Source organism: Acidovorax sp. IB03 (assembly GCF_016406015.1).
Taxonomy (GTDB): Bacteria; Pseudomonadota; Gammaproteobacteria; order Burkholderiales; family Burkholderiaceae_C; genus Acidovorax; species Acidovorax temperans.
Genome location: NZ_JAEFCH010000004.1, coordinates 184026 through 205734 on the forward strand (window position 1 = coordinate 184026; position 21709 = coordinate 205734).

General features: G+C 65.7%; 22 protein-coding genes. 18 read left to right on the forward strand and 4 right to left on the reverse strand.

What is annotated here, in order from left to right; translation table 11 throughout:
• Nucleotides 1–68: 68 nt before the first annotated feature.
• The 17 genes from urtA to ureG all read left to right on the forward strand — a co-directional run bounded on the left by urtA (nucleotide 69) and on the right by ureG (nucleotide 16002).
• Nucleotides 69–1346, forward strand: a complete 1278-nt coding sequence (gene urtA / locus IHV84_RS04120) for an urea ABC transporter substrate-binding protein (RefSeq protein WP_044397004.1) — start codon at nucleotides 69–71, stop codon at nucleotides 1344–1346.
• A 90-nt stretch (nucleotides 1347–1436) separates the two neighbouring features.
• Nucleotides 1437–2351, forward strand: coding sequence for an urea ABC transporter permease subunit UrtB (gene urtB, locus IHV84_RS04125; RefSeq protein WP_198845921.1), 915 nt, complete (start codon nucleotides 1437–1439; stop codon nucleotides 2349–2351).
• Between the two features lie 27 nt (nucleotides 2352–2378).
• On the forward strand, nucleotides 2379–3584 hold the full coding sequence (gene urtC, locus IHV84_RS04130) for an urea ABC transporter permease subunit UrtC (RefSeq protein WP_198845922.1): 1206 nt from the start codon (nucleotides 2379–2381) through the stop codon (nucleotides 3582–3584).
• Nucleotides 3585–3601: 17 nt separating this feature from the next.
• Nucleotides 3602–4345, forward strand: coding sequence for an urea ABC transporter ATP-binding protein UrtD (gene urtD / locus IHV84_RS04135; protein WP_044397001.1), 744 nt, complete (start codon nucleotides 3602–3604; stop codon nucleotides 4343–4345).
• Nucleotides 4346–4364: 19 nt separating this feature from the next.
• Complete coding sequence (gene urtE, locus IHV84_RS04140; protein ID WP_198845923.1) at nucleotides 4365–5054, forward strand: urea ABC transporter ATP-binding subunit UrtE; 690 nt, start codon at nucleotides 4365–4367, stop codon at nucleotides 5052–5054.
• A 51-nt stretch (nucleotides 5055–5105) separates the two neighbouring features.
• Nucleotides 5106–6338: a formamidase gene (fmdA, locus tag IHV84_RS04145; RefSeq protein ID WP_054254877.1), complete on the forward strand. Its 1233-nt coding sequence runs from the start codon at nucleotides 5106–5108 to the stop codon at nucleotides 6336–6338.
• A gap of 16 nt (nucleotides 6339–6354) precedes the next feature.
• Nucleotides 6355–6705 (forward strand): zinc ribbon domain-containing protein, encoded by a 351-nt coding sequence (locus IHV84_RS04150; protein WP_066696755.1) that lies wholly within the window; start codon nucleotides 6355–6357, stop codon nucleotides 6703–6705.
• 172 nt (nucleotides 6706–6877) lie between these two features.
• Nucleotides 6878–7924, forward strand: coding sequence for an aliphatic amidase (locus IHV84_RS04155; protein ID WP_054254879.1), 1047 nt, complete (start codon nucleotides 6878–6880; stop codon nucleotides 7922–7924).
• Between the two features lie 42 nt (nucleotides 7925–7966).
• Complete coding sequence (locus tag IHV84_RS04160; RefSeq protein ID WP_304503477.1) at nucleotides 7967–8809, forward strand: CbbQ/NirQ/NorQ/GpvN family protein; 843 nt, start codon at nucleotides 7967–7969, stop codon at nucleotides 8807–8809.
• A 16-nt stretch (nucleotides 8810–8825) separates the two neighbouring features.
• Complete coding sequence (locus IHV84_RS04165; RefSeq protein ID WP_198845924.1) at nucleotides 8826–10472, forward strand: nitric oxide reductase activation protein NorD; 1647 nt, start codon at nucleotides 8826–8828, stop codon at nucleotides 10470–10472.
• Nucleotides 10473–10700: 228 nt separating this feature from the next.
• On the forward strand, nucleotides 10701–11003 hold the full coding sequence (locus tag IHV84_RS04170) for an urease subunit gamma (protein ID WP_198845925.1): 303 nt from the start codon (nucleotides 10701–10703) through the stop codon (nucleotides 11001–11003).
• Between the two features lie 46 nt (nucleotides 11004–11049).
• Complete coding sequence (locus tag IHV84_RS04175) at nucleotides 11050–11655, forward strand: HupE/UreJ family protein (protein WP_198845926.1); 606 nt, start codon at nucleotides 11050–11052, stop codon at nucleotides 11653–11655.
• A gap of 22 nt (nucleotides 11656–11677) precedes the next feature.
• Nucleotides 11678–11983, forward strand: a complete 306-nt coding sequence (locus IHV84_RS04180; RefSeq protein WP_198845927.1) for an urease subunit beta — start codon at nucleotides 11678–11680, stop codon at nucleotides 11981–11983.
• Nucleotides 11984–12071: 88 nt separating this feature from the next.
• The gene (gene ureC, locus IHV84_RS04185) at nucleotides 12072–13790 is read left to right on the forward strand and encodes an urease subunit alpha (RefSeq protein ID WP_198845928.1); all 1719 of its coding nucleotides are present in this window, start codon (nucleotides 12072–12074) and stop codon (nucleotides 13788–13790) included.
• A 79-nt stretch (nucleotides 13791–13869) separates the two neighbouring features.
• Nucleotides 13870–14559, forward strand: coding sequence for an urease accessory protein UreE (gene ureE / locus IHV84_RS04190; RefSeq protein ID WP_198845929.1), 690 nt, complete (start codon nucleotides 13870–13872; stop codon nucleotides 14557–14559).
• Nucleotides 14560–14569: 10 nt separating this feature from the next.
• Complete coding sequence (locus IHV84_RS04195; protein ID WP_198845930.1) at nucleotides 14570–15280, forward strand: urease accessory protein UreF; 711 nt, start codon at nucleotides 14570–14572, stop codon at nucleotides 15278–15280.
• A gap of 62 nt (nucleotides 15281–15342) precedes the next feature.
• Nucleotides 15343–16002, forward strand: a complete 660-nt coding sequence (ureG, locus tag IHV84_RS04200; RefSeq protein ID WP_198845931.1) for an urease accessory protein UreG — start codon at nucleotides 15343–15345, stop codon at nucleotides 16000–16002.
• A 65-nt stretch (nucleotides 16003–16067) separates the two neighbouring features.
• On the opposite strand, the gene glmS is transcribed toward ureG, so the two are convergent.
• Nucleotides 16068–17996, reverse strand: coding sequence for a glutamine--fructose-6-phosphate transaminase (isomerizing) (glmS, locus tag IHV84_RS04205; protein WP_198845932.1), 1929 nt, complete (start codon nucleotides 17994–17996; stop codon nucleotides 16068–16070).
• 138 nt (nucleotides 17997–18134) lie between these two features.
• Between glmS and IHV84_RS04210 the strand changes: the two genes are divergently transcribed.
• Entirely contained in the window at nucleotides 18135–18626 is a 492-nt protein-coding gene (locus IHV84_RS04210; protein WP_198845933.1) for an Lrp/AsnC family transcriptional regulator, read from the forward strand.
• 29 nt (nucleotides 18627–18655) lie between these two features.
• On the opposite strand, the gene IHV84_RS04215 is transcribed toward IHV84_RS04210, so the two are convergent.
• The 3 genes from IHV84_RS04215 to IHV84_RS04225 form a co-directional block, all read right to left on the reverse strand.
• The gene (locus tag IHV84_RS04215; RefSeq protein WP_233099692.1) at nucleotides 18656–19447 is read right to left on the reverse strand and encodes an ATP-binding protein; all 792 of its coding nucleotides are present in this window, start codon (nucleotides 19445–19447) and stop codon (nucleotides 18656–18658) included.
• Nucleotides 19448–19467: 20 nt separating this feature from the next.
• The gene (gene glmU, locus IHV84_RS04220; RefSeq protein WP_198845934.1) at nucleotides 19468–20898 is read right to left on the reverse strand and encodes a bifunctional UDP-N-acetylglucosamine diphosphorylase/glucosamine-1-phosphate N-acetyltransferase GlmU; all 1431 of its coding nucleotides are present in this window, start codon (nucleotides 20896–20898) and stop codon (nucleotides 19468–19470) included.
• 170 nt (nucleotides 20899–21068) lie between these two features.
• On the reverse strand, nucleotides 21069–21709 hold a 641-nt coding region (locus IHV84_RS04225), incomplete at its 5' end, for a Crp/Fnr family transcriptional regulator (protein ID WP_198845935.1).

The window sequence follows — 21709 nt, forward strand, 5'->3', positions numbered from 1 at the left end:
GACGCCGTGTCGCCCAGCACCTCCCGCAGGTGTTCTTGGTTCCCAACTCTTCTCTTCAGGAGTGCCCCATGAAAGACCAGACCGATCCGTCCCTGCTCCACCCGTCTGCTGCCGCCGACCTGCAGCGCCGCCGCCTTCTGCAGGCCATGGGCGCCATGTCCGTGGTCGGTCTGCCCGGCATAGCCATGGCCCAGCAGTTCCCCACAGCCAAGGTCAACACGACCAAGCTTGCCGTGACCGACACCGAGGTGGTGGTAGGCCAGTTGCACTCGTCTTCCGGCACCATGGCCATTTCTGAAACCGGTTCCATCCAGGCCGAGCAGCTGGCCATTGACCAGATTAACGCCATGGGTGGCATCCTGGGCCGCAAGATCCGCGTCATCAAGGAAGACGGCGCCTCCGACTGGCCAACCTTCGCCGAAAAATCGAAGAAGCTGCTGGTCAACGACCACGTGGCCGCGGTCTTCGGGTGCTGGACCAGCGCCTCGCGCAAGGCCGTGCTGCCGATCTTCGAGAAGGAAAACGGCCTGCTCTACTACCCCACCTTCTACGAAGGCCTGGAGCAGTCCAAGAACGTGATCTACACCGGTCAGGAAGCCACGCAGCAGATCATCTACGGACTGGACTGGGGCGCGAAGGAGAAGAAGGCCAAGACCTTCTTCCTGGTCGGCTCGGACTACATCTGGCCGCGTACCTCGATGAAGATCGCGCGCAAGCACATCGAGAGCGTGGCCAAACTGGGCAAGGTGGTTGGCGAGGAGTACTACCCGCTGGGCAACACCAACTTCAACTCACTGATCAACAAGATCAAGGTGGCCAAGCCGGACTGCATCTTCGCCGCCGTGGTGGGCGGCTCCAACGTGGCCTTCTACAAGCAGCTCAAGGCCGCCGGCATCACCGGCGACAAGCAGTTCCTGCTGACGCTGTCGGTCACCGAAGACGAGATGACGGGCGTGGGCGGCGAAAACTTCGCCGGCTTCTACAGCTCGATGAAGTACTTCCAGACCCTGGACAACGAAAACAACAAGAAGTTCGTCGAAGCCTTCAAGGCCAAGTACGGCAAGGACGCCGTCATCGGCGACGTCACGCAGGCGGGCTACCTGGGGCCCTGGCTGTGGAAAGCCGCCGTCGAGAAGGCGGGCAGTTTCGACATCGACAAGGTGGTGGCCGCCTCGCCAGGCATCGAGCTCAAAACCGCACCCGAAGGCTATGTCAAGGTGCACCAGAACCACCACCTGTGGAGCAAGTCGCGCATCGCCATGGGTAACAAGGACGGCACCTTCAAGGTGGTGGCCGAGTCGCCCAACCTGATCGAGCCCGATCCGTTCCCGAAGGGCTATCAGTAAGCAGGAATCCCCGCGAGGGGGTGCCGGTGGCGGCCATGGTTGCAGCAACGGATGGCCGCCGCCCTTGTTCTCAGACAGACAGGTGACGCCATGGAATTTTCGGAAATGCTCAACATCGCCCTCATGCAGGGCTTCGCAGGACTCAGTCTGTTCTCGGTGCTGCTGCTCATGGGCCTGGGCCTGGCCATCATCTTCGGCCAGATGGGCGTGATCAACATGGCCCACGGCGAGTTCATGACCATCGGCGCCTACACGGTCTTTCTCTTTTCCACGCTGACAGAGAAGTTCGCACCCGGCTTCATGCCTTACTACTTCCCGCTGTCCATCGGTGTGGCCTTCGTCTTGGCCTTCATCGCCGGTTGGCTGGTGGAATGGGGGCTGATCCGCTTTCTCTACAAGCGCCCGCTGGACACGCTACTGGCCACCTGGGGCCTGAGCCTGGCCATCCAGCAGGTGTTCCGTTCAGCCATCGGTCCCAAGGAAGTCAGCCCTGCGCTGCCCGAATGGCTGATGGGCTCTTGGGCTCCGGCCCCGGGGTTGGACATTCCGATCAACGGCCTGTTTGTGCTGGGCCTGACGCTGCTGGTCACCTGCGGCGTTCTACTTGCCCTTTACAAGAGCCGCTGGGGCCTGCGGGTGCGCGCCACGGTGAGCAACCGCACCATGGCCAACGCCATCGGCATCAACACCAGCAAGACCGACCGCCTGACCTTCGCCATCGGTTGCGGCATCGCTGGTGTGGCGGGGGCAGCCTTCACCACCATCGGCTCTACGGGGCCGACCAGCGGCTCGCTCTACATCGTCGATTCCTTCCTGGTGGTGACTTTTGGTGGTGCCGCCAGCCTGCTGGGCACCGTGGTATCCGCCTTCGGCATTGCGCAAACGCAGTCCATCAGCGAGTTCTTCATCAGTGGCTCCATGGCCAAGGTGCTCACGCTGTCGCTGATCGTCGTGATTCTGATGATCCGCCCGCAGGGCCTGTTCGCCAGCAAGGTGCGCCGCTGATCCTGCCCTCAATTCTGGAGTCCTACCATGAACAAGTTCACCGCATGGATCAACAGCAAGGGGCTGAGCAGCGTGCTCATCCTGGCCGTCGTGCTGCTGGTCCTCTTCCCGCTCGCCTTCGACATCTTCCGTCTCAACCTGGTGGGCAAGTACCTGACCTACGCCTTCGTGGCGCTCGGTCTGGTCATGCTCTGGGGCTATGGCGGCGTGCTGAGCCTGGGCCAGGGGGTCTTCTTCGGCCTGGGCGGCTACGCCATGGCCATGTTCCTCAAGCTGGAGGCTTCCGACCCCGCGAGCACCAAGATCCAGTCCACGCCCGGTATTCCAGACTTCATGGACTGGAACCAGCTCACAGAGCTGCCCCTGTGGTGGCAACCCTTCGAGCACCTGCCTTTCGCGATCATTGCCGTCGTCGCCATTCCCACGCTGCTGGCTTTCATCATCGGTTATGCCATGTTCAAGCGACGCGTGGGCGGTGTGTACTTCGCCATCATCACCCAGGCGGTGGCGCTGATCCTCACGGTGCTCATCATCGGCCAGCAGGGCTACACGGGCGGCGTTAACGGTATGACCGACCTCAAGACGCTGCTGGGCTGGGACATCCGCACCGACAGCGCCAAGTACATCCTCTACTACCTCTGCGCCCTGCTGCTGCTGGGCAGCATCGCACTGTGCCTTTGGGTGCAGAAGAGCAAGCTTGGCACCCTGCTGCTGGCCATGCGCGACAAGGAAGACCGGGTGCGCTTCTCGGGCTACGACGTGGCCATGTTCAAGGTCTTCGTGTTCTGCCTGGCGGCCGCGCTGTCCGGTATCGGTGGGGCGCTGTTCACGCTGCAGGTGGGCTTCATGTCGCCGTCTTTCGTGGGCATCGTTCCCTCGATCGAGATGGTGATCTACGCCGCCGTGGGCGGGCGCATGAGCCTGGTGGGCGCGGTCTACGGCGCACTGCTGGTGAACTTCGGCAAGACCTACTTCTCCGAGAGCTTCCCCGACCTCTGGCTGTTCCTGATGGCCGGACTGTTCATCGGCGTGACCATGGCCTTCCCCGACGGGCTGGCTGGTGTGTGGGAGAAGAAAGTCAAACCCTGGTGGGCGCGCAAGCAGGCCGAACGCCTGGCTAGCCGCGCGGCCGTAGCGCGCGATGCTGCCACGCCGGCGACCCCCACTGACGACATCAACGCGCCGAGTACTGTGCGTCCGCTGCATGCCACCCCCACGGGCCAAAACGCCTGAAATCCCAGGAGTCCATCATGAGCAACACCGACTTCGCCGTGGCCATCGAAGACCTGACGGTCTCCTTCGACGGCTTCAAGGCCATCGACAGCCTGACCCTTTATATCGACAAGAACGAGCTGCGCGTGATCATCGGCCCCAACGGCGCAGGCAAGACCACGCTGCTGGACCTGATCTGCGGCAAGACCAAGGCCAGCAGCGGCAGCATCAAATTCAGGAACGAGGAACTCACCGGGCTGGACGAGCACATCCGCGTGCGCCGCGGCATCGGCCGCAAGTTCCAGACCCCCTCGATCTACGAAAACCTCTCCGTCTTCCAGAACCTTGAGGTGTCTTACCCCGCCGGTCGCTCGGTCTTCGGCGCCCTCGGCTTCAAACGCACCGACGAGGTCAAGGCGCGCGTGCAGGTAGTGGCCGAGGAGATCGGCCTGGCCGACGCCTTGGAGATGGAATCCGGCCTGCTCTCGCATGGTCAGAAGCAGTGGCTGGAGATCGGAATGCTGCTGATGCAGGAGCCCGAGCTACTGATGCTCGACGAGCCCATTGCCGGGATGAGCGCCCGCGAGCGCGAGCTGACAGCCGAGCTGCTCAAGCGCATCTGCAAAGGCCGCTCGGTGATCGTGATCGAGCACGACATGGAGTTCGTCAAGCAGATCGCGCACAAGGTCACTGTGATGCACCAGGGAAAGATCCTCGCCGAGGGCTCCATGGAAGCCGTACAGGCCGACCCCAAAGTGATCGACGTCTACCTGGGCCACTGATTTCACCGGAGAACACACCATGCTCAAAGTCACCGACATGTACACGGCCTATGGCCAGAGCGAAGCGCTGCACGGCATCTCCTTCGAAGGACACAAGAACGAGACGGTTGCCATCATGGGCCGCAATGGCATGGGCAAGACCACGCTGTTCAAGAGCCTCATGGGTGTGCTGCCACTGAAGTCCGGTCGCATCGAAGTCGCGGGCCAGGACGTCTCGAAAGACGAAAGCTACCAGCGCGTCGCCAAGGGCATTGCCTACGTGCCTCAGGGTCGCATGATCTTCCCCACCCTCACGGTGGAGGAAAACATCCAGACCGGCCTGGAGAACTCCAGAACCAAGCAGATTCCGGACGAGATCTACGCGCTGTTCCCCGTGCTGTGGGACATGCGCCGGCGCAAGGGCGGCAACCTCTCGGGCGGGCAACAGCAGCAGCTGGCGATTGCCCGCGCCTTGGTTACCGACCCCAAGGTGCTGCTGCTCGACGAACCGACCGAAGGCATCCAGCCTTCCATCATCAAGGACATCGCCAAAGCGCTTAACGAGATCCGCAAGCTGCGCGAGATCACCATCGTTGTGTCCGAGCAGGTGCTGTCCTTTGCCATGGACGTGGCCGACCGCCTGTTCGTCATCGAAGGCGGGCGCCTCGTGCACGAGACGCTGCGCGAGCAGACCGACGTCAATCGCATCAAGTCCTATCTCTCTGTCTGAAATCCATCCGTCTGATCCATCCGTTTTCTTTCGCCCTCAAGGAGCATCACCATGGCTGACACCCTCATCAAAGTTGATCTGACCCAACCCGCCCCAAGCAACCCGCTGGTGCACAACCGCTGGCACCCGGACATCCCGATTGCCGTGTGGGTCAAGCCAGGCGACGACTTCATCCTCGAGACCTACGACTGGACCGGCGGCTACATCAAGAACAATGACAGTGCGGACGACGTGCGTGACGTCGACCTCACCACCGTGCACTACCTCTCAGGCCCGGTGGGCGTGCAGGGCGCAGAACCTGGCGACCTGCTGGTGGTGGACCTGCTGGACATCGGCGCCAGGGACGACAGCCAGTGGGGCTTCAACGGCTTTTTCAGCAAGCAGAACGGCGGCGGCTTCCTGACGGACCACTTCCCGCTGGCGCAGAAGTCGATCTGGGACTTCAACGGCATGTTCACCAAGAGCCGCCACGTGCCGGGCGTGGAATACGCCGGCCTGATCCACCCGGGCCTGATCGGCTGCCTGCCCGACAAGAAGATGCTCGACGAGTGGAACAAGCGCGAGGCCGAACTGATCGCCACCGACCCCGACCGCGTGCCCGGCTTGGCCAACCCCCCCTTTGCGGCCACCGCGCACTGCGGCAAGGCCCAGGGCGACGTTGCCAACAGAGTGGCTGCCGAAGGCGCACGCACCGTGCCGCCTCGCGAGCACGGTGGCAACTGCGACATCAAGGACCTGTCGCGTGGCTCGCGCATCTTCTTCCCGGTCTATGTGGATGGCGGCGGCCTGAGCGTGGGCGACCTGCACTTCAGCCAGGGCGACGGCGAGATCACCTTCTGCGGCGCTATCGAGATGGCCGGCTGGGTCCACATGCGCGTCAACCTCATCAAGGGCGGCGTGGCCAAGTACGGCATCAAGAACCCGATCTTCAAGCCCAGCCCGATCACGCCGAACTACAAGGACTACCTGATCTTCGAAGGCGTCTCGGTCGACGAGCAAGGCAAGCAGCACTACCTGGATGTGACCGTGGCCTACCGCCAGGCCTGCCTGAACGCTATCGAGTACCTGAAGAAGTTCGGCTACAGCGGCGCCCAGGCCTACTCCATCCTCGGCACAGCACCGGTGCAGGGCCACATCAGCGGTGTGGTCGACGTGCCCAACGCCTGCGCCACGCTGTGGCTGCCCACCGAGATCTTCGACTTCGACATCAACCCCACGGCGGCCGGCCCGGTGAAGTTCATCGACGGCAGCGTGCAGATGCCCATCTCGCCCGACAAGAAGTAAGCCCCAGGAGCCCTGCATGCCCACCTATGACTACGCCTGTCCGGCCTGCGGCGGCTTCGAAGCGCTGCGCAGCCTGTCGCAGCGCGATGAGCCTTGCAGCTGCCCGGACTGCGGCACTGCCTCCACGCGCGTGTTCGTGGCCGCACCACGCCTGGCCTGCCTGAGCAGCGAGACGCGCCGCGCGCACGAGACCAACGAACGGGCATCGCATGCCCCGCGTTCCTCGCGCGATGGCTCGTACGGGCGGCTCAAGCACCCGGCAGGGTGTGGCTGTTGCTCGACCAGCGGCAAGCGCGGGGCCACGGTGACGGCGCCCAATGGCGCCAAGGCCTTTCCCTCCAAGCGGCCTTGGATGATCAGTCACTAAGGTTTCTTCTTTGCTGTCGTGCTTCTTTATGTGCGCCTCTTCTTCCCCTCCCTATCCCCCCCACCCCTTTCCGCCCCGCGGGGGTGGAAAGGGGCGGGGGGATAGGGGGAGGGAAAAGCAGCCTCTCATACCAACCCAATAAACGAAACACTCACTCCGAAGGAGAAAAGACATGATCCACGGCGATATTTCCAGCAGCAACGACACCGTCGGCGTTGCCGTTGTCAACTACAAGATGCCGCGCCTGCACACCAAGGCCGAAGTACTGGCCAATGCACGCAAGATCGCCGACATGGTGGTCGGCATGAAGCAGGGCCTGCCCGGTATGGACCTGGTGATCTTCCCCGAGTACAGCACCCACGGAATCATGTACGACGCCAAGGAGATGTACGACACCGCCGCCGCCGTGCCGGGCGAGGAGACCGCCATCTTTGCCGAGGCCTGCCGCAAGGCCAAGGTCTGGGGCGTTTTCTCGCTCACCGGCGAACGGCATGAAGAGCACCCGAACAAGGCGCCCTACAACACACTCATCCTGATGAACGACCAGGGCGAGATCGTGCAGAAGTACCGCAAGATCATGCCCTGGGTGCCGATCGAAGGCTGGTACCCCGGCAACTGCACCTATGTGAGCGAAGGCCCCAAGGGCCTGAAGGTCAGCCTCATCATCTGCGACGACGGCAACTACCCGGAAATCTGGCGCGACTGCGCCATGAAGGGCGCCGAACTCATCGTGCGCTGCCAGGGTTACATGTACCCGGCCAAAGACCAGCAGGTGCTGATGGCCAAGGCCATGGCCTGGGCCAACAACAGCTACGTGGCCGTGGCCAACGCGACCGGCTGGGATGGCGTCTACAGCTACTTCGGCCACAGCGCGCTCATCGGCTTCGACGGCCGCACGCTGGGTGAATGCGGGGAAGAGGAAATGGGCGTGCAGTACGCAGCGCTGTCCAAGAGCCTGATCCGCGACTTCCGCAAGAACGGCCAGAGCGAGAACCACCTGTTCAAGCTGCTGCACCGCGGCTACACCGGCAAGATCAATTCCGGCGAAAGCGGGGATGACGCCAAGGGGGTAGCCGCCTGCCCGTATGAGTTCTACGGGAAGTGGATCAGCGACCCCGAAGGCACACGCAAGCAGGTCGAGTCGTTCACGCGCTCCACCGTCGGCACGGCCGAGTGCCCGATCGACGGCATTCCGAACGAGGCCCCCAGCCACCGCTGAGCTACCACCGCCGGCCCGCAGCCCGGGCCGGCATGTCCCCTGTTGTCCCGAGGCTGCGCTGTGTCTGCTCCTGCCCCTGTCTCCGATCCGCTCGCGGCCTACCGCATCACCGAAGCGCCCTACTACCGCCCATGCAGTGGCGAGGTGGCGCTGTACCAGCACGCCTACGCGCACCGCCTGCCGCTCATCCTCAAGGGGCCGACCGGCTGCGGCAAGACACGCTTCGTGGAGTACATGGCCTGGAAGCTCGGCCGCCCGCTGGTGACACTGGCCTGCAACGAGGACATGACGGCGGCCGACCTGGTGGGTCGCTGGCTGCTCGACGCCGACGGCACGCGCTGGCACGACGGGCCGCTCACGCTGGCGGCGCGCCATGGCGCGATCTGCTACCTCGACGAGGTGGTGGAGGCGCGCCAGGACACCACGGTGGTCATCCACCCGCTGACCGACGCGCGCCGCATGCTGCCGCTGGACCGCAAGGGCGAGCTGGTGCACGCCCACCCGGACTTCCAGCTCGTGGTCTCCTACAACCCGGGCTACCAGAGCGCGGCCAAGGACATGAAGCCGTCCACGCGCCAGCGCTTCGCGGCGCTGGAGTTCGACTACCCCGACGCGACGGTGGAAACCGAGATCGTGGCGCACGAGGCTGGTATCGACGCCGCGCTGGCCGCGCAACTGGTCGGCGTGGCGCAGGGCTCGCGTGCGCTGCGCCAGCAGGGCCTGGACGAAGGCATCTCCACCCGTATGCTCATCTATGCCGGCATCCTGATCCGCGACGGCGTGGCCCCGCGCAACAGCTGCGAGATGACACTGACGCGCGCGCTCACCGACGACCCGGACCTGGTGGCCGCGTTGCGCCAGCTCGTGGATGCCCACTTCCCCTGAGCCGCGATGAGCCGCGATGAGCCGCGCCGACGCTGACACCCCCACCCTTGCCGCGCTGGGCCTGCTGCTCGGTGGCCTGAGCCGGCGCACGCTCACGCTGCAAACACTGGCCGGCGCCTCACCATCGCTATCTGCGGCCCCGCGCGCCGTGCTCAGTACGACGCACCTGCTGCTGCCGGCGGCGGTCATGCAGGATGCCACGCTGGCACGCGCCGCCATTGCCCACGCAGCGGCGCACCTGCTGTATTCGTCACCGGCCCAGGTTGCGGGCACGCTCAAGCCACTGGGCCTGGCCGTGGCGTCAATGATCGAGGATGCGCGCGTTGAAGCGCTGTTGATGCAGCGCCTGCCCGGCGTGCGCCGCTGGTTCCTGCAGGCCCAGCCGGCGCACGACCCGCACGGGCTGGACGTGCCCAGCCTGCTGGCCCGTCTGGGCCGCGCACTGCTGGACGGCCGCTACGCCGACGGCAACCACTGGGTGCACAAGGGCCGCACGCTGTTTGCCGCCACCCGCCATGACCACGGCCTGGAGGACCAGGCCGCCTTCCGGCGTCTGGCCTCCATCCTCGCCAACGACCTGGGCCAGATGCGTGTGCGGCTGGACCCGCAGCAGTGCGTGGTGCCGGCCGCCTACCGTGACGACCACAGCTACCTCTGGCAACACGGCGCCACGGCCGACGACACCACTGAAGCGCTGCAGGTCCTCACCGCGCCCCCCCCGCCCGCCGACGCCTCACCGGCCGACACACCGCCGACCGATGCCGAAGAGCAACCCATCGACGACGGCATCTGCCACCTCTACCCGGAATGGGACTACCGCCTGCAGCGCGAACGCACCGACTGGTGCACCGTGCGCGAGGTGGTGCCTCCGGCCGCAACACTTCACGGCTTGCCGCCCGCAGCCGGGCCCGCCACACCCTGGCGCAGCCGGCGCCGCTTGAGCCGCAACCAGCGCCTGCGCCGGCAGTGGGAAGGTGAGGACCTCGATCTCGACGCCGCCATCGATGTGCAGGTGCAGCGGCGCCTGGCGCTGGCTCCCGATGGGCGGCTGTTCGTGCGCCCCGGCATCGAGGCGCCGCGCTGCAGCGTGCTGGTGTTGCTCGACCTGTCGGCCTCCACCGGCGACGTTGCCGCCGGCAGCACGCAGCCCTTGCTGGCCGTCGAGCAGCAGGCAGCGCTGCTGCTGGCGCGTGCCGCCCAGGCCGGGCACGACCGCATCGCCATCCACGGCTTTGCCTCCAACACCCGCGCTGCGGTGCAATACCTGCGGCTGCTGGACTTCGGCACGCCGCTGGATGCGGCGCACACCCAGCGCATCCTGGGCACCCGCGCTGCCGGGTCCACCCGCATCGGCGCTGCGCTGCGCCATGCCACGCGCTGCCTGCTGGCCGAGCCCGCCGGCCCGCGCGCCATCGTGCTCATCACCGACGGCGCACCGTCGGACATCGACGTGTTCGATGCCCGCTACCTGACCGAAGATGCCCGCGCCGCCGTGCTGGCCGCGCGGCGCCTGGGCGTGCAGTGCCATGGCCTGGTGGTCGACCCCGGGGCTGACGCCTACGTACGCCGCATCTTCGGCTGGCGTAACTACCGCGTGGCCGAGACCGCCGCCCAGTTGCCGCGCCAGTTGGGCGAACTCTACGACCGACTGGCGACGCTCTGAGCGCGGACCATGCACCGACCTCGCCTTGCGCACCAACATGGCGCATATCCCACCTTGGTGCACGCCGGCGTGCGCACCATGCACGGGCGTGATCCCAGCGCCGCCATCCTGCGCACCCGTGGCAGCCGTGCGAAGGCGGCACGGCAATTGCATGAAGGAGCGCCATGGCCCCCCCCCGCGTTCGGCCTGCCTTGACAGCCGCGCGGTCTGATGTGGAAGCGAAGCGATATGGAACTGACTCCCCGCGAAAAAGACAAGCTGCTGATCTTCACCGCCGCCCTGCTGGCCGAGCGCCGCAAGGCCCGGGGGCTGAAGCTCAACTACCCCGAGGCCGTGGCTCTGATCAGCGCCGCCGTGATGGAAGGCGCACGCGACGGCAAGACCGTGGCGCAGCTCATGAGCGAAGGCCGCACCGTGCTGACCCGCGCCGATGTGATGGACGGCATCCCCGAGATGATTCCGGACATCCAGGTCGAGGCGACGTTTCCCGATGGCACCAAGCTGGTCACCGTACACCAGCCGATCGTCTGACGCACTCTGCTGTCGCTGTCTGCCCCCCTTTTTTGGAGATTCACCCATGCTTTCCCCCCGCACCAAATCCGCTCTTATTTTGATAGCTGCTAGCGCTTTATCCATGAGCGCTAGTGCCCATACGGTCGTAGAAGCGCACAGCCACAGCGGTTTCATCAGCGGCTTTGTGCACCCCCTGTTCGGGCTGGACCACCTGGCCGCCATGGTGGCCGTGGGCCTGTGGAGCGCACTGGCCGCCCGCAGCGCCGGGCGCGACCTGCTATGGGGCCCCGCGGGCTTTGCGGCCATGCTGCTGGTGGGCGCAGTGCTGGGCCTGCAGGGCGTGGTGCTGCCAGCGGTGGAGCCGATGATTGCTGCGTCGCTGCTGATCACCGGCCTGCTGGTCGTGTCGCGCCTGCGCGTGCCCGGGCTGGTGGCGGCGCTGGGCGTGGGCGTGTTTGCCGTCTTCCACGGCGTGGCCCATGGCTATGAGCTGGCAGGCAGCGCCAGCGCCTGGTGGACCCTGGCAGGCATGCTCACGGCTACCGTGCTGCTGCACAGCGCAGGCCTGGCCGCTGGCTGGGCGCTGCGCCACCGCCATGTGTGGCTGGCCCGCGCTGCCGGTGCGGGCGTGGCGGCATTCGGTGGCGCGCTGCTGGCGCAAATGGCCTGAGCATTCCCTGCAAGGAGCTTTCATGATCCCCGGCGAACTACTCACCGAACCCGGTGAACACCTGCTCAACGCGGGCCGCCGCACCCTCACGCTGGTGGTGCGCAACACGGGCGACCGGCCCATCCAGGTCGGCTCGCACTACCACTTTGCCGAAACGAACAACGCCCTGGGCTTTGACCGCGCCGCTGCACGCGGCATGCGGCTGAACATTGCCTCGGGCACCGCCGTGCGCTTTGAGCCCGGCCAAGAGCGCACCGTAGAGCTGGTGGACTACGCGGGCGAGCGCAAGGTGTATGGCTTTCAGGGTCTGACGCAGGGCGCGCTTTGAACTTTGAAACAAATCGGCCTCTATCGCTTATTGGATAAGCGCAAGCAGCTATCAAAACCATAGTAAACCGTTCTAGCGGAGCACCCCCATGGCAACCATTGGACGACGCGCCTATGCCGAAATGTTCGGCCCCACCGTGGGGGACCGGCTGCGCCTGGCCGACACCGAACTGATCCTCGAAGTCGAGGCCGACTACACCCTGCGCGCAGGCAGCTACGGCGAGGAAGTGAAGTTTGGCGGCGGCAAAACCATCCGCGACGGCATGGCCCAAAGCCAGCGCACCAACGCACAGGGAGCGGTGGACACGGTGCTCACCAACGCCCTGGTGATTGACCACACCCGCATCTTCAAGGCCGATATCGGCCTCAAGGCAGGTCGGATTGCAGCCATTGGCAAGGCAGGCAACCCCGACACGCAGCCGGGGGTAGACATCGTCATCGGGCCGGGCACCGAGGTCATCAGCTGCGAGGGCAACATCGTCACCGCAGGCGGCATCGACAGCCACATCCACTTCATCTGCCCGCAGCAGGTCGAAGAGGCCCTGGCCAGCGGCGTGACCACCATGCTGGGCGGCGGCACCGGCCCCGCCACGGGCACGCTGGCCACCACCTGCACGTCCGGCCCCTTCAACATGGAGCGCATGCTGCAGGCCGCCGATGCCTTCCCCATGAACCTGGGCTTCCTCGGCAAGGGCAACGCCAGCCTGCCGGACGCGCTGCACGAGCAGATCAACGCGGGCGCCATCGGCCTCAAGCTGCACGAAGACTGGGGCACCACGCCCTCGGCCATCAGCAACTGCCTGGATGTGGCGGACGAGACCGACACGCAAGTCGCCATCCACTCTGACACGCTCAACGAATCAGGCTTTGTGGAGAACACCATCGCCGCCGTGGCCGGGCGCGGCATCTGCGCCTTTCACACCGAAGGTGCGGGCGGCGGGCACGCGCCCGACATTCTGCGCGTGGTGGGTGAGGACAACTTCTTGCCATCGTCCACGAACCCCACCATGCCGTACACGCACAACACGCTGGACGAGCATGTGGACATGCTTATGGTGTGCCACCACCTGGACGCCAGCATTGCCGAAGACCTGGCCTTTGCCGAAAGCCGCATCCGCAAGGAGACCATCGCCGCCGAAGACATCCTGCACGACCTGGGTGCCATCAGCATGATGAGCAGCGACAGCCAGGCCATGGGCCGCGTGGGCGAAGTCATCCTGCGCACCTGGCAGACCGCGCACAAGATGAAGGTGCAGCGCGGGAGCCTGCAAGGCGACACCGCCCGAAGCGACAACTTCCGCATCAAGCGCTACGTGGCCAAGTACACGATCAACCCCGCCATTGCGCACGGCATCGCCCACGAGGTGGGCTCGCTCGAAGTCGGCAAGTGGGCGGACATCGTGATCTGGAAGCCCGCGTTCTTTGGCGTGAAGCCCGCGCTCATCCTGAAGGGCGGGCTGATCGCCATGGCCGCCATGGGCGACCCGAATGCCTCCATCCCCACACCGCAGCCCGTTCACTACCGCCCCATGTTCGGCGCGTTTGGCGGGGCCATTGCCAAGACCTCGCTCACCTTTGTGTCGCAAGCGGGGCTGACCGCAGGCATTGGCGAGCGCTTTGGCCTGCGCAAGACGCTCAGCGCGGTGCGCAATATCCGTGGCGTGCGCAAGCAGCACATGGTGCACAACAGCTACGCCCCCAAGATGGAGGTGGACGCGCAGACCTACACCGTGCGCGCCGACGGCCAGCTGCTCACCTGCGAGCCCGCCACGGTGCTGCCCATGGCGCAGCGGTACTTTTTGTTCTGAGCAACGCAGGCCGCCCACGCACCGCACATGCCGGGGCCACAATGCGCGTTTTGTTGATTGCCTGTTGCGACGGAAACCCATGCTCCAAGTCTCCAAACTTCTCCCCCAGGGCCAAGGTCTTGCGCCCGTCCTGCTCAAGCGCGCCACCACCGTCGAACTGGGCTGGGACGTGCGCCAGAAAAGCCGCTTTGCCGCCACCGACTCGGCCGGGCGCGAGCTGGGCATCTTCCTGCCCCGTGGCACGCTGGTGCGCGGCGGCGATGTGCTGGTGGCCGAAGACGGCTCCATGGTCCGCGTGATTGCAGCGCCCCAGCCGGTGCTGGTCATTACCCACTGCAAGATTCACGGCACGCCCTTTGACCTGACCCGCGCCGCCTACCACCTGGGCAACCGCCATGTGCCCATCGAGCTGCAGCCCGACCACCTCAAGATCGAGCCCGACCATGTGCTGGCCGACATGCTGCGCGCGATGCACCTGATCGTGACGGAGCAGAACATGGCGTTTGAGCCCGAAGGCGGTGCTTATGCAGCAGGGCATGGTGGTGGACACAGCCATGGGGGGCATGGACATGGCGACGATCATCACCACGGTCACGGCCAGGGCCACTCACATGACCATGACCATGACCATACCCACGATCATGGACATACCCACGAACACAGCCATGCAGCTGCGCCCGCCACAGCCCCGGCCCGTGGGCGCACCGTGTCCATCCCCGTAGTGGCCCAAGGGCATGTACACGGCCCCGGCTGCAACCACGCCCACTGACTCCCACTCCATGCGCCTGGACCGCCCCTCGCCCCTGCCCGCCGCCAGCTTTTTGCAACTGATGTGGCTGGCCTCGCCCGCGCTGCCCGTGGGCGGGTTCTCTTACTCCGAAGGGCTGGAAAGCGCCATTGAAAACGCGGGCCTCGCCAGCGAAGCCGCCGTGGGCGACTGGCTGCTGGACCAGCTCCACATCACCCAGGCCCGCGGCGACATGGCCCTCATCGCCAAGGCCGTGGGCGCGTGGCGCCGGGGTGACTGGGCGCATGTGAAAGAACTCAACGACTGGGTGCTCCACACCCGCGAAACCAGCGAGCTGCGCCTGCAGACCGAGCAAATGGGCCGCTCGCTGGCCGAATGGCTGCGCAACCAGTACCAGGGCGACGAGGCCCTGATGCCCGCCGTGCGCCACCTGGCCGCCCTGCCCCCCACCTACCCCGTGGCCTTTGCGCTGGCCGCATCGCCCACCCAGGCCCGCGTGCGCGAGGTGCTGCTGGCCTACGCCTTTGGCTGGGCCGAGAACATGGTGCAGGCCGCCCTCAAATCCATGCAACTGGGCCAAAGCGCGGGCCAGCGCATCCTGGCAAGGCTGGCCGCCGCCATCCCCCTAGCCGCCGACCACGCCGCCAGCCTGATGGACAGTGAGCGCCAGGCGTTTTCGCCCATGCTGGCCATTCTGAGCGCCCAGCACGAAGTGCAATATTCAAGACTTTTTCGCTCCTAGCGCAAGCAGGACAAGCGCAATTAGCTATCTATTTAATAGCAAATGATGCCATCACCCACACCATGACCACTGCACTGCACCACATCCCCCACCGCACCAAAAACCTGCCCCCCCTGCGCGTAGGCATCGGCGGCCCCGTAGGCTCCGGCAAAACCACGCTGCTGGAGATGCTGTGCAAGGCCATGCGCGATGACTACGATCTCATCGCCATCACCAACGACATCTACACCAAGGAAGACCAGCGCCTGCTCACCGTCAGCGGCGCGCTTCCGCCTGAGCGCATCCTGGGCGTGGAAACCGGCGGCTGCCCCCACACGGCCATCCGCGAGGATTGCTCCATCAACCTCGAAGCCATCGACCGCATGCTGGGCGAGTTCCCCAACGCCGACATCGTGTTTGTGGAAAGCGGCGGCGACAACCTGGCAGCCACCTTCAGCCCCGAGCTGAGCGACCTCACCATCTACGTCATCGACGTGGCCGCCGGCGAAAAAATCCCCCGCAAGGGCGGCCCCGGCATCACCAAAAGCGACCTGTTCGTCATCAACAAGACCGACCTGGCCCCCCACGTGGGCGCCAACCTGGATGTGATGCGCGCCGACACCGAGCGCATGCGCAAGACAGCGCAAGGCCTCAAGCCCTTCGTGATGACCAACCTCAAGACACAGTCTGGCCTGGACGAGGTCGTGAGATTTATCGAGAAGAGCGGCTTGCTCAAGGCCTGAGTGCATCGCTCACGGTGGACACCAGCACGTGGGCTGCTGAACACCGGGGCTTTGCTCCACAGAGATCACTCCACCGTGACGCTCTTGGCCAGATTGCGAGGCTTGTCCACATCCGTCCCCCGCGCGCAGGCCGTGTGGTAGGCCAGCAGCTGCAGTGGCACCACGTGCAGCAACGGGCTGAGGGCGCCGTAGTGTTCGGGCATACGGATCACGTGCAGGCCTTCGGCGCTTTCGATGTGGGTGTCGGCGTCGGCCAGCACGTAGAGCACACCGGCGCGGGCGCGCACTTCCTGCATGTTGCTCTTGAGCTTTTCCAGCAGCGCGTCGTTGGGCGCCACGGTCACCACCGGCATGGCGCTGGTCACCAGGGCCAGCGGGCCGTGCTTGAGTTCGCCAGCCGGGTACGCCTCGGCGTGGATGTAGCTGATTTCCTTGAGCTTGAGCGCGCCTTCGAGCGCAATGGGGTAGTGCAGGCCCCGGCCCAGGAACAGGGCGTTTTCCATGCGCGCAAAGTCTTCGGCCCAGCTGATGAGCTGTGGCTCCAGCGCCAGCACGGCCTGCAGGGCCACGGGCAGGTGGCGCATGGCTTTGAGGTGCTCGGCCTCTTGGGCTTCGGTCAGGCGCCCCTTGCTTTGGGCCAGCGCCAAGGTCAGCAGGAACAAGCCCGCGAGCTGCGTGGTGAAGGCCTTGGTGCTGGCCACGCCAATCTCGACCCCGGCGCGGGTGATGTAGGCGAGCTTGCATTCGCGCACCATGGCGCTGGTGGCCACGTTGCAGATGGTGAGCGTGTGCTGCATGCCTAGGCTCTGCGCGTGGCGCAGCGCGGCCAGGGTGTCGGCGGTTTCGCCGCTTTGGCTGATGGTGACGACCAGGGTGCGCGGGTTGGGCACGCTGGTGCGGTAGCGGTATTCGCTGGCCACTTCCACCTGGGTGGGGATGCCCGCGATGTCTTCCAGCCAGTACTTGGCGGTGCAGCCGCTGTAGTAGCTGGTGCCGCAGGCCAGGATGAGGACGTTGTCGATTTCCTTGAACACGCGCCACGCGGCCGCGCCGGGCTCGCCGTGCAGGCCTGCACCGTCAAACAGCTCGGGCACGATGCCTTCCACGCCTTCGAGCGTGTCGGCAATGGCGCGCGGCTGCTCGAAGATTTCCTTTTGCATGTAGTGGCGGTACGGCCCCAGCTCGGCCGCACCGCTGTGGGCCAGCACGGTGCGCACGGGGCGCTCGGCAGGCGTCAGCGCCTGGCGCGTAGCCGCGCCCTGGGCCACGATCCAGTAGCGGCCCAGTTGCAGGTCCACCAGGTCGCCCTCTTCCAGGTAAACGATCTGGTCGGTCACACCCGCCAGGGCCATGGCGTCGCTGGCCAGGAAGTGCTCGGAGCCGTCTTTGCCTACGCCCAGGATGAGCGGGGAACCCGCGCGTGCGCCCACCACGCGGTGGGGTTCGTCCTTGTGGATTACGGCGATGGCGTAGGCGCCGTGCAACTGGGCCACAGCGGCCTGCACCGCTTCAAACAAATCGCCCTGGTAGAGGCTGTCCACCAGGTGCGCGATGACTTCGGTATCCGTTTGGCTCACAAACACATAGCCACGGGCCTGCAGGGCGGCGCGCAGTTCTTCGTGGTTTTCGATGATGCCGTTGTGCACCAGCGCCACACGGCCTGGCTGGCTGGCGGCATCGCCCGTGCCGTGGCTGAAATGCGGGTGGGCGTTGTGCATGGCCGGTGCACCGTGCGTGGCCCAGCGGGTGTGGGCGATGCCGGTGGCGCCGTCCAGGTGCTCGGCTGTCACTTGTTCCAGCAGTTCGGCCACGCGGGCGGTGCTGCGGGCGCGCTGCAGGCCGCCCTGGGGCGTGCCGTTGCGCGACGCATCAAGGCTGGCTGCGTGCACTGCCACACCGCAGGAGTCATAGCCGCGGTATTCGAGCCGTTGCAGGCCCTGCACAAGGATGGGAACGATGTTGCGCGTGGAAACCGCGCCGACGATGCCGCACATGGATGGTGCCTCCGATAAAACCAATGCGACGGATGGTAGGCAGGCGTCGGAGAAATATGCAGTTGATTTTTCAATGAAAGTGAAATTTAATTTCTACATCCATCCACATAGAAATAATATTTCATAATCAACTCTTTTATGCAATCAATCACCCTCGATGCCATCGACCTGCAACTGCTGGACTTGCTGCAGCACGATGCCGCCCAAAGCAACCAGGCCTTGGCTGAACGGGTGCATGTGTCGCCCCCCACCTGCCTGCGGCGCGTGAAGCGGCTGCACGATGTGGGCCTGATCGAGCGGCAGGTGGCCCTGCTGCAGCCCGACAGGCTGGCCGCCGTGCAGGGCCACGGGCTGGCCTGCCTTGTGGAAGTGAGCCTGGACCGCCAGAGCGCCGAGGCGCTGGACGCCTTTGAAGCCCGCGCCGTGGCCGACGCCGAGGTGCAGCAGTGCTGGCGCGTGTCGCCGGGGCCGGACTTTGTGCTGGTGGTGCACACGCGCGATATGCCAGGCTACTTGGCGCTGTCGCAGCGGCTGTTTACCGCCGATACGAACGTGCGCAATGTGAAGGCGTTCTTCAGCACCAAGCGGGCGAAATTTGAAACAAAAGTGCCGCTATCGCTTAACCCATAAGCGCCAGCAGCTATCTTTTCAATAGCAAATCAATCTGCCGCCGCAGGCCACTCCACCCGCACCGTGCAGCCCTGCCCCACCGCCGCCGTGGCCGTGATGTGGGCGCCGTGGCGTTCGGCAATGGCGCGGCACACGGCCAGGCCTGCGCCCACGCCGTCAAATTCGGTTTCGCGGTGCAGGCGCTGGAAGATGCCAAAAAGGCCCGCTGCGCGCTCGGGGTTGAAGCCCGCGCCGTTGTCTTGCACTTCCCACGCCACCCAGCCTGCGCCGCGCTCTGCGGGCACGGTGCGCACCGCAATGCTGGGGGCTGGCTGGTGCTGGCTGAATTTGAGGGCGTTGCCCAGCACCTGCACCAGCAGCTCATGCAGCAGGGCCGGGTCGGCCTGCAGGGTGGGCAGGTCTGCGGCCACACTCCATTGCGCGGCCTCTGCCGTGGGCAGAGCGGCCCGGGCTTTTCCTACTGCGGCGGACAAGGCCACCGGCTGCAAATGCAAGGGTGCGCGGCCCACGCGCGACAACGCCAGCAGCCCGTCCAGCATCAGCGCCATGCGGCGGGCCGATTGCTCCATGGTGCTGACGAACTCTTGCGCCTCTTGCAGCGCCGGACTTTGCAGCACATCGGCGGGCAGGTCGCCCAGCACCTCGCGCACCAGCTTGCCGTACGACGTGATGTGGCGCAGCGGCGCACGCAGGTCGTGCGAAACCACGCGCAAAAACTCTTCCTGCGCAGCCGCCATGTCGGCCACCTGCTGCTGGCTGGCGGCCAGCGCGGCGCGCAACTGCTCAGGGGTGAGGTCGGGGGTCATGTCTTCGTCAAGCATGGCGCTCGGCTCACAGGTTCTCAAGCCTTCGGCTGCTTCTTGGGTCTTTGCCAGTTCGCAATGCTGACTTGCTTGCCACGGGCCACGCTCAGTGCGCCGGGCTCGGTGCTCTTGGTGATGGTGCTGCCACCACCCACCGTGCCGCCCGCGCCAATCGTCACCGGGGCCACCAGCACGCAGTTGCTGCCGATGTGCACATCGGCCTCGATCACCGTGCGGTGCTTGTTGGCGCCGTCGTAGTTGGCGGTGATGCTGCCTGCGCCGTAGTTCACGCGTTCGCCCACCGTGGCGTCGCCCAGGTAGGCCAGGTGGTTGGCCTTGGCGCCGTCGGCCAGCGTGCTGTTCTTCACTTCCACAAAGTTGCCGATGTGCACCTCGCGGCCCAGCTGCGCGCCGGGGCGCAGGCGGGCAAAGGGGCCAATCAGTGAGCCTTCGCCCACGGTGGCGCCGGTCTTTTCGCCGTCGATGTGGGTGTAGGGGTGGATGACTGCGCCTGCCGAAATGCGCGCATTGGCAATGCAGCAGTTCGCGCCAATGCTCACGCCCCCGCCCAGTTCCACGTGGCCGGTGAAGACGCAGTTCACGTCGATCTCCACGTCCTGGCCGCAGACCAGCTCGCCACGCACGCCGGTGCGGGTGTCGTCGCGCAGGTCAAAGCGGGCGGGGTCGGCCATGCGCACGCCCTGCTCCATCAAGGCGCGGGCCTGGCGCAGTTGGTGGGCGCGCTCCAGCTCGGCCAGTTGCAGGGGGCTGTTCACGCCCGCCACCTGCAGGGCATCGGTGATGCGGTGGGCCACCACGGGCACGCCGTCGGCCACGGCCATGGCGACGATGTCGGTCAGGTAGTACTCGCCCTGGGCGTTGTGGTTCGTCAGCCGCGCCAGCCAGGGCGTGAGCAGGCGTGCGGGCACGGCCATGATGCCGCTGTACACCTCGGTGATGGCGCGTTGCGCATCGGTGGCGTCTTTGTGCTCGACGATGCCTTGCACGGCGCCGTCGGCATTGCGCACGATGCGGCCGTAGCCGGTGGGGTCGGGCAGCGTGACGGTGAGCAGCGCCAGCCGCTCGCCACCGCTGGCGGCCACCAGGGCGCGCAGGGTGTCGGCCTGGGTCAGGGGCACATCGCCCGAGAGGACGACCGCCGTGCCGTCCGCAGGCAAATGAGGCACGGCCTGCTGCACGGCGTGGCCGGTGCCCAGTTGCGGTTCCTGGCGCACAAACTTCAGATCAAAATGGGCTGTAGCGCTCGTGAATCCAGCGGTGGCTGCTTCTACTTCTGTAGCACCATGGCCGGTGATGACGATGGCGCTGCGGGCCTGCAGGTGGGCGGCCTGGTCCAGCACATGGTGCAGCAGGGGGCGCCCGGCCAGGCGTTGCAGCACCTTGGGGGTGCGGCTTTTCATGCGCGTGCCCTTGCCGGCCGCCATGATGAGGATGTCGAGTGGAGTCATGAGAGCAAATCCGTGGGTGGGCGCAGCGGGCAGCCGCCGCGCGGGGTGCCGCCGATTATCGGGGCTGGCCCGCCACGCGTTGGCGCGCTATGTAAACAATAGCTGCCTGCGCTTTTACAGCGGGCGCCACAGGCACTTTTTGCGTCATGCAGCGGCGTCTTGGCACCGCGCTACAGCAGGGGCAGCAGCCGGGGCGGCCGGTCGTAATACTCGGCAATGCGCGCCAGCGCCCGGGTGTTGAGCATGCGCAGCCGCCCGTTCTTGAGTTCGTGCAGACCCAGGGCCGACAGGCGCCGCAGCGTCTTGTTGGTGTGCACCAGCGAGAGCCCCAGCGCATCGGCAATGTGCTGCTGGTTGAGCGGGAATGCGACCGAGCCGTCCTCCACCAGCCCGATGCGTTCCATGCGCCGGTACAGGTGCATGAGCAGCATGGCCACGCGCTCGGTGGCGTTGCGCCGGCCTGCCGTGAGCAGGTGGTCGTCCACATGGCCTTCTTCGTGCGCCGACAGCCAGGTGATGTCATAGCCCAGACGCGGGTGCTCGCGAAACAGCGTCCATAGGCCATCGCTGGGGAACACGCACAGCGTGCAATCGGTAAGCGCCTCCACCCCGTGCATCGAGGCATCGCCAAACTCCTGCTGCAAGCCCACCAGGTCGCCCGGCAGCAAGAAGTTCAGGATCTGGCGCCGCCCGTCGCTGAGCGTTTTGTAGCGAAACGCCCAGCCCGAATACAGCGTGAAAAGGCGGGCATTGTCCCAATGCCAGTAAGTTAAGCAAAGGCCCTTCGGGGTCTTTGTTGTTTGTACAGTGC